This is a genomic window from Sphingobacterium gobiense (assembly GCF_002980575.1).
GTDB classification, from domain to species: Bacteria; Bacteroidota; Bacteroidia; order Sphingobacteriales; family Sphingobacteriaceae; genus Sphingobacterium; species Sphingobacterium gobiense.
Genome location: NZ_PVBS01000005.1, coordinates 249,315 through 255,401, shown reverse-complemented (window position 1 = coordinate 255,401; position 6,087 = coordinate 249,315). Strand labels below are relative to the sequence as shown.

Below are 6,087 nucleotides of genomic sequence, written 5' to 3'. Positions count from 1 at the left end.
TTCCCATTCCGAACAGAGCAGTCAAGCCCGCCAGAGCCGATGGTACTGCCGTAAAAGGTGGGAGAGTAGGTCGGTGCCGGTTTTTATACGGAGCCCCTTCAGATTTCTGAAGGGGCTTTTTTTGTTTGGAACATGCCGTTGCTCATCATGTAATACTCGTTACTAATTATTACTTTTGCATAATCGCTTTATCATTTCACGGATAATCTATGATAAAAAAAGAAACCATTGAGAAAGTTTTAGATGCAGCTAGGATAGAAGAGGTAGTAGGCGACTTCGTGGATTTAAAGAAGCGTGGAACGTCCCTCATTGGTAATTGCCCTTTTCATAACGAAAAAACACCATCTTTTCATGTATCGGTACCCAAAGGTATTTATAAATGCTTTGGTTGTGGTGCAGGGGGAGATGCACTTAAATTTGTTATGGAATTGGAGAAGTATTCCTATCCCGAGGCCATACGTTATTTAGCAGACAAGTATAGTATCCCGGTAGAGGAAGTTGAACGTTCTCCCGCGCAGCTTGCGGCTCAAGATAAGCGAGAAAGCTTATATGTGCTTAGCGCGTGGGCAGGAAAGTATTTTAAAGAACAACTCTGGAACACCCCGTCAGGGCAAAGTATAGGATTAACTTATTTTAAGGAACGAGGTTATCAGGAGAGTATCATAACTAAATTTGACTTAGGTTATTCTCCCGATCAATGGACGGCTCTTTCAGAAGCCGCTGTCGAAAGTGGTTTTCATAAAGATTATCTAAAAGAGATTGGACTTGCCATTGAACGAGATGATAACAGTCTTTACGACCGTTTTAGGGGGCGGGTTATCTTCCCTATTCATAACTTAACAGGACGTGTCATCGGTTTTGGTGGGCGTACGTTGAAGACAGAAAAAGCTGTTCCCAAATATGTTAATTCGCCCGAAAGTGATATATATCACAAATCAGATGTTCTGTACGGTCTTCATTTTGCGAAGAAAGCAATTAAGGATAACGACGTATGTTATCTGGTGGAAGGCTATGCTGACGTTCTATCTATGCATCAAGCCGGAGTAGAAAATGTGGTGTCTTCTTCTGGTACTTCTTTAACCTCCGGCCAAATTCGCCTTATTTCTCGCTTCACGAATAACGTTGTTATTTTGTATGATGGGGACGCTGCCGGCATCAAGGCATCTTTACGCGGAACGGATATGCTGCTCGAAGAAGGGCTCAACGTGAAAGTGTTGTTGTTTCCAGATGGAAACGACCCTGATTCTTATATCCAGAGATACGGCTCTACGGCATTTAAAGAATATATTGCTAAGCATCAGGAAGATTTTATTTTTTACAAAACAAATATCTTATTAAAAGATACGGACGGGGATCCGATTAAACGTGCAGAGGTCATTAGAGAAGTCGTAGAGAGTATTGCTTTGATACCTGATGAGATAAAGGTTTCGGTCTTTATCCAACAATGTTCGCATTTGCTAGATATTGAAGAGCGTGTATTACTGACCGAGTTGAATAAGATACGCATTCAGAAGGCAAGAGCACAGGATAGAAAGGTACAGCAGGCAACTAAGACTTTCAATGAGGATGCTCCGGTGGATACACCGCCTGCTGATTTCTTTTTGACTGATGACGAGCGTACTCAAGGAACGTCCTCAGCAGGAGAAGAGACACAGGCTACTACATCCGACACCTTGCAGGAAAGAGAAATTGTGCGTATTTTATTGATTTACGGTTCCGAGCCTGCTGTATGGGAGGGTGATGGAGATATTCCCGTAGCTCCTTTGCTCTTAAATGCTTTAGACGATATTACTTTTGAAGATAGAGCAAGCGCATTTATTGTTGATACGTTTAAACAGAAAGCAGAACATTTTGAGATTCCAGATACAAAGTATTTCTTCTCACACGAAGATAAGGATGTACAAGATTTAGCTATTACATGCGTGACTACGCCCTATGAACTTAGCCCGAATTGGAACGATGAGAAGCGAAAAATTTATGTCCGCGAAGAGCGGGAGCATCTTCAAGAACTTACTATGCAGGCCATTTATCGCATAAAGAAAAGGAAAGTGGAGAAAGAAATGGTCAGAATTAGAGAAGAATTGAAGACAACAGTTACTGGAGAAGATATCGAGATTTTATTAGCCAAATATCAAAAGTTGAAAGAGGCAGCGAAGGTGTTGGGAGATTTTTTGGGAAATATTGTAGTGAAATAGTTGGTGGGTAGAGGTTGTCATTTTATTTCTGTAAATTGGCTGCGCAATACGGAAGAACAATGAAAGTAAATAATATTCTAGTTTTTATGGCGGTTGTTATCGTGTTTATGACAGGATGTAAATCGCAGAAAAAATTTGAGTTTTTGTCACCCAAATCCGGTGAAACAATTATTCTTGGACAAAAGGTTGCCGTGCGTATGCACTTTCCGGATAGTACACTTGATTCTGTCGTGTATTCGGTAGATGGACAGGTTATTGAAAGGAAGCAGGATACGACACAGGTTCTTTTAGATACAGAATCCATTGGTCTTGGAGCACGTAATTTGGTGGCCAAACTCTACAGAGAAGGAAAAGAGGATGTAGCATTTAGTAATGTAACTATCTTACCAGAGTCACCGCGTCAATATACGTTCGAAGTTGTCAATGAATATTCCCATGATACAACGGCGTTTACGCAGGGTCTGGAGTTTGAGAATGGTTTTTTGTATGAATCCACCGGTGCTGGAAATGATTTAATAACGTCGTTGAGGAAGGTAGAGCTTACCACTGGAAAGGTTATACAGAAGAAAGAAATCACAGGTACCGATGCGTCTGGCGAACCTTATTTCGGTGAGGGAATGACGATTGTAGGAGACAAGATTTTGATGCTAACGTGGCGTAATAAGCTGGGGTATGTGTTTAATAAAGATACGTTTGAGCAGATTGGAACATTTAGTTATCAGCAAAGCACACAAGGGTGGGGATTATGCTACGACGGAAAAAAACTTATAAAGACGGATAGTTCCAATAAATTATATTTTCTAGATCCTAATACTTATCAGGAAATGGGTTTTATTCCTGTTTATGACCATAATGGTGCTGTTGATTACATTAATGAATTAGAGTATATTGACGGAAAAGTCTATGCCAATATATATGGAAAAGATATAGTGGTTATCATCAATCCTGAGACAGGTGCAGTTGAAGGACAGATAAACTTTGTAGGCCTGTATAAGAATGCGAAGCGAGGAGCCGTAGATGAGGAAATGAATGGAATTGCTTATGACGAGATAGGTAAGCGATTATTTGTTACTGGTAAACAGTGGGACAAACTCTACGAGGTTAAAATCATAGAACGCTAAAAGGAATACGATTTTCTTACTATATTTTTTAAGGAGTAAAAGTTTCTTTTTCAACTGAAAATTCTATGTTTTTATTTAATATCAAAACGTCTTTCGATAGTTGTTCCTCCAATCTATCCGGATAAAGTATGCCATGCAAATGATCTATTTCATGTTGAAAAATGATAGCCGTAAACCCCTCAATCAATTCTTCGACCGGACTGCCTGTTTTGTTATTTATATACTGAATTTTGATGGCGTAATGACGAATAATGTCTTCTTTTCTATCTGGAATAGAGAGGCAACCTTCTGTCCCTTTTCTCAAAAGTTGTGAATACCAGATAATTTGCGGATTAATATAGAACTCGAATGGCTGATCGATTTTATCAAAACGCTGAACCCAAATAAGGTTTCTATTAATACCTACCTGGGGCGCGGCAATGCCGACACCCTGATGACTAGGATGTTGTACGGTAGCAAGCATTCGATTGCGAAGAACATCTAATAAAGGAGCATCGTATTGAACTTCGGTTGACGATTTATAGAGCGTTATCTTTTCTTTTGCGACGGTTGTTTGCAATACATGCATTTTTTCGTCTATTTCACCCGATAATATTAGTCTATTTTCTTTTTTTGTGAAGTATCTGTCCATACCAGCTGTTGAGCTTCTTGACTTTTTTATGCTTATGTTGCTGAAACCAAACCTACATAAATTCATTTTCATATACAATATAATACGACGGCTTATGTTTTTAGATGGGAAGAGGTACCCAGTAAAAAGCTCGTTAAGGATTCGTATTTTTGTATTCAAAATAAATAGATATGCGCATCATGGCTTTTGATTACGGGACGAAAAGAATAGGCATTGCGGTTACAGATCCGATGCAGCTTATTGCAACTTCCTTAACGACCATTCATCCGGAAGAGATTTGGACGTTTTTAACAGATTACCTCCGAGAAGAAAAGATAGAAACATTTGTCGTGGGTAAACCGTTACAGATGGATGGAACGGCGTCACAATCAGCGCAACATATTGTTGGTTTTATGCGGAAACTAAAGAAAGTCTATCCTAGTATCCCCGTCGTCGAAGTTGATGAACGCTTTACTTCTAAAATGGCTACCAGAGTTATTGCTCAAAGCGGTGCAAAAAGGAATAAGCGACAAGAGAAGAACCTGGTCGATACTGTATCGGCAACTATCATTCTACAAACTTACATGGACTCCAAAACATTTTTATAAACAATGGCATTAAGAGATATTTCATTTTTCAACGAGGACGTTGATTATAAAATTAAAGACAAACAAAAAATACGGGAATGGATTGGCGTCACAGTTGCGACAGAAGGGTTTGATCGTATCGGCGAATTGAATTTTATTTTGTGTTCAGATGCCTTTCTGCTGGAAATTAATAAACAATATTTAAACCACGATACGTATACCGATATCGTGACATTTGATTCTTCGGAAGAGGATAGTATAATTTCGGGTGATATTTTTATATCGGTCGAAAGAACAAGGGAAAATGCGTTGAAGTTTGGCGTATCAGAACGAGATGAACTGCATCGTGTTATTATTCACGGGATATTGCACCTATGTGGATATGTGGATAAGAAAAGAAACGATAAAGAATTGATGACAATCAAGGAAAACGAATATTTAGGCAAACGAATGTTTTAAGGAACGAAGCATGTAAATAGAAAAAGGGAAATCATCAGATTTCCCTTTTTCTAAAGCCGATGAGACTTAAAACCTTTCGAACTGAGAGAAAAAGAAATTACTTTCGATTTCCGCATTTTCATTCGAATCTGATCCGTGAACGGCATTCGCATCGATTGATTTTGCATATTTATTACGGATAGTCCCTTCTGCTGCCTCTGCTGGATTTGTAGCGCCGATGAGTTTACGGAAATCCTCTACAGCGTTATCTTTTTCTAAAATAGCAGCGACGATCGGTCCTGATGTCATAAAGTTAACCAACTCACCATAAAAAGGCCTTTCTTTATGCACGGCATAGAAATCGCCGGCAGTTTTTTTCGTGAGCTGAATGTATTTCATAGCGACAATTCTAAAGCCATCAGCGATAATATCATTTAAGATAGCGCCGATGTGACCGTTTGCTACTGCATCTGGCTTAATCATCGTAAAAGTTCTATTTGTTGCCATATTGATAATTTTTGTGTAAAGATAGGGAATTAGAGGAAAGATGAAAAGCAGCAAAAATATAAACCTAAAAAAATTTGTTTTATCCGAGAGACTTATTATATTTGTTATGCTTGCATAGTAATATAAATCGGATTATGTCTCAAGACAACACTATAGATTATTTTTTGAAAACCTGTTGGCAAACAGTTGCTAACAAGTACAATGTTATTGCCTCACAATTTGGGTTCACCCAAGCTGCCGGTTATATTTTAATCAATATACATAAAGAAGGTGCCTCAGTTTCTCAAATTGCAAACGCCACAGGTGTAAAAACAACATCGCTGTCGCGTGTACTAAACAATTTAGAAGCGTTAGGGTTTATCTATAGAGAGGTAAATGCATCCGATAAACGATCGGTAAAAGTATATTTGACGCCCTTAGGTGTCGAAAAGCGAACGTTGGCAAAAGATGTTGTTAGGAACTTTAATGAGTTTTTAGAGTCTCGGATTCCCGAAGAAGAACGTGTACAATTGATTCAGTCATTACAGAAAATCAACACGTTGGCAGCAACTTACCAACTGGACAAAGAGGAAAAGGCTAAAGATATTAGATGTTAGTTAGACGCTATGCAGGAATCTCCACATTAACAT

At 38.8% G+C, this 6,087-nt stretch carries 7 protein-coding genes and 1 rRNA gene; 6 read left to right on the top strand and 2 right to left on the bottom strand.

Annotation, left to right across the window (positions count from 1 at the left end):
• The 3 genes from rrf to C5749_RS18750 form a co-directional block, all read left to right on the top strand.
• Positions 1-82, top strand: a 5S ribosomal RNA gene (gene rrf / locus C5749_RS20000); the annotation flags it as partial.
• Between the two features lie 127 nt (positions 83-209).
• Positions 210-2,195, top strand: coding sequence for a DNA primase (dnaG, locus tag C5749_RS18755; RefSeq protein WP_105727737.1), 1,986 nt, complete (start codon positions 210-212; stop codon positions 2,193-2,195).
• Positions 2,196-2,254: 59 nt separating this feature from the next.
• Complete coding sequence (locus C5749_RS18750) at positions 2,255-3,316, top strand: glutaminyl-peptide cyclotransferase (RefSeq protein WP_245893845.1); 1,062 nt, start codon at positions 2,255-2,257, stop codon at positions 3,314-3,316.
• Positions 3,317-3,344: 28 nt separating this feature from the next.
• Here the strand turns inward: C5749_RS18750 and def are convergent, their stop codons facing one another.
• Positions 3,345-4,019, bottom strand: a complete 675-nt coding sequence (def, locus tag C5749_RS18745; RefSeq protein WP_105727736.1) for a peptide deformylase — start codon at positions 4,017-4,019, stop codon at positions 3,345-3,347.
• A 98-nt stretch (positions 4,020-4,117) separates the two neighbouring features.
• Between def and ruvX the strand changes: the two genes are divergently transcribed.
• Together ruvX and ybeY are read left to right on the top strand one after the other, a co-directional pair.
• Entirely contained in the window at positions 4,118-4,534 is a 417-nt protein-coding gene (ruvX, locus tag C5749_RS18740) for a Holliday junction resolvase RuvX (RefSeq protein ID WP_105727735.1), read from the top strand.
• Positions 4,535-4,537: 3 nt separating this feature from the next.
• A complete protein-coding gene (gene ybeY, locus C5749_RS18735) occupies positions 4,538-4,972 on the top strand; it encodes an rRNA maturation RNase YbeY (RefSeq protein ID WP_105727734.1) in 435 nt (144 codons plus the stop codon).
• A gap of 66 nt (positions 4,973-5,038) precedes the next feature.
• Here the strand turns inward: ybeY and C5749_RS18730 are convergent, their stop codons facing one another.
• Positions 5,039-5,458, bottom strand: coding sequence for a nucleoside-diphosphate kinase (locus C5749_RS18730; RefSeq protein ID WP_105727733.1), 420 nt, complete (start codon positions 5,456-5,458; stop codon positions 5,039-5,041).
• Positions 5,459-5,592: 134 nt separating this feature from the next.
• On the opposite strand from C5749_RS18730, the gene C5749_RS18725 reads away from it, so the two are divergent.
• On the top strand, positions 5,593-6,054 hold the full coding sequence (locus C5749_RS18725) for a MarR family winged helix-turn-helix transcriptional regulator (protein ID WP_105727732.1): 462 nt from the start codon (positions 5,593-5,595) through the stop codon (positions 6,052-6,054).
• Positions 6,055-6,087 lie beyond the last annotated feature (33 nt).